We start from the raw sequence: 1,120 nt of genomic DNA on the forward strand, positions 1-1,120 counted from the left end.
GGTGTTAGTCCGCAAATGTGTTGGTAACCTATATAAGTCCGTTTTATCACCCTTGTGATCTGGTATTATATCCTTATATTTAGGAGGATGATACCATGACCAATCAGGAATTACTTATGAGCCATATCAGCAAGCTTTCGGAAGATGAAATTTCCTCGCTGCTGGATACTGTCACTGTTATGCTGCAGGAGAAAGAACCTGCACCCAAACCTGCCTGCCCACACTGTGCAGCTCAGGCTGTCATTCGATATGGTTTTAAATGTAAAAAGCAGCGCTTTTTCTGCAAAAACTGTGGGCGCACTTTTGTTACTACTACAAATTCCATAATGGCAAACTCCCACTTCACGGTTTCTGTCTGGAAAGAGATGATTGCGGATACACTTCACGGCAATTCCATTGATTTTTCTGCAAAACGCCTTGGCCTATACCATCAGGCAGCCTTTGACATGCGCCATAAAATCCTTATGGCTCTGCTGGAACTGCCCGTAGTGGCGGATATCTGCCTGGGGGATGTGTCCGAATTTGATGAAACCTTTGTCCTTGACTGCTATAAAGGCAAGAAGCTGGATACCGGGATAGGGCGTAAGCCACGCAAACATGGTGCAAAAGCTTTAAAAAGAGGCATTTCCAGTGAATACCTTTGTATCTGCACGGGGATCCAGCGCAAAGGGGATGCCTTTGCAGCCACGGTCAACAGGGCTAAGCCCAGCGCAAGGGAACTGGGAAGTATCTTTGAAGGCCACATTGCAGATGGAACGCTTGCGCTTTGTGACGGGTTAAGGAGTTACCATGCGCTTACCGGAATCGCAGACTGCACGGTGAGGGACTGCATGAACCAGGAATGCGATGATGCCCACTTTTTCAATCTGAATACGGTAAATGGTTTCCATAGTTTCATCAAGAAACGTTATGAATTTTACCGGGGAGTGGCAAGTAAATATATCAATAGGTACAATGCTCTGTTTGCCGCCACCTATCGAAATGCAGAGTCCATAATCGGGCGGTTGACGGAAACCGTATTGGCAGTAACCGGCACAAGCTATTACCACAATAATAAGGATATAAGAACGGCTGGGATATTGACTATATAACCTTACCAACACATTTACGGACTAACACC

The 1,120-nt window shown here is 45.8% G+C and carries 1 protein-coding gene; it reads left to right on the forward strand.

Annotation, left to right across the window (positions count from 1 at the left end):
• The first annotated feature begins 95 nt into the window (after window positions 1-95).
• Window positions 96-1,091 (forward strand): IS1595 family transposase, encoded by a 996-nt coding sequence (locus FYJ45_RS29300; protein ID WP_154468427.1) that lies wholly within the window; start codon window positions 96-98, stop codon window positions 1,089-1,091.
• Window positions 1,092-1,120 lie beyond the last annotated feature (29 nt).

It is taken from the genome of Eisenbergiella porci (genome assembly GCF_009696275.1).
In the GTDB taxonomy this organism is placed as follows: domain Bacteria; phylum Bacillota; class Clostridia; order Lachnospirales; family Lachnospiraceae; genus Eisenbergiella; species Eisenbergiella porci.

Bases quoted from the DNA above. Each gene is read 5' to 3' on its own strand.
- FYJ45_RS29300 (WP_154468427.1), top strand. From the start codon at position 96: ATGACCAATCAGGAATTACTTATGAGCCATATCAGCAAGCTTTCGGAA.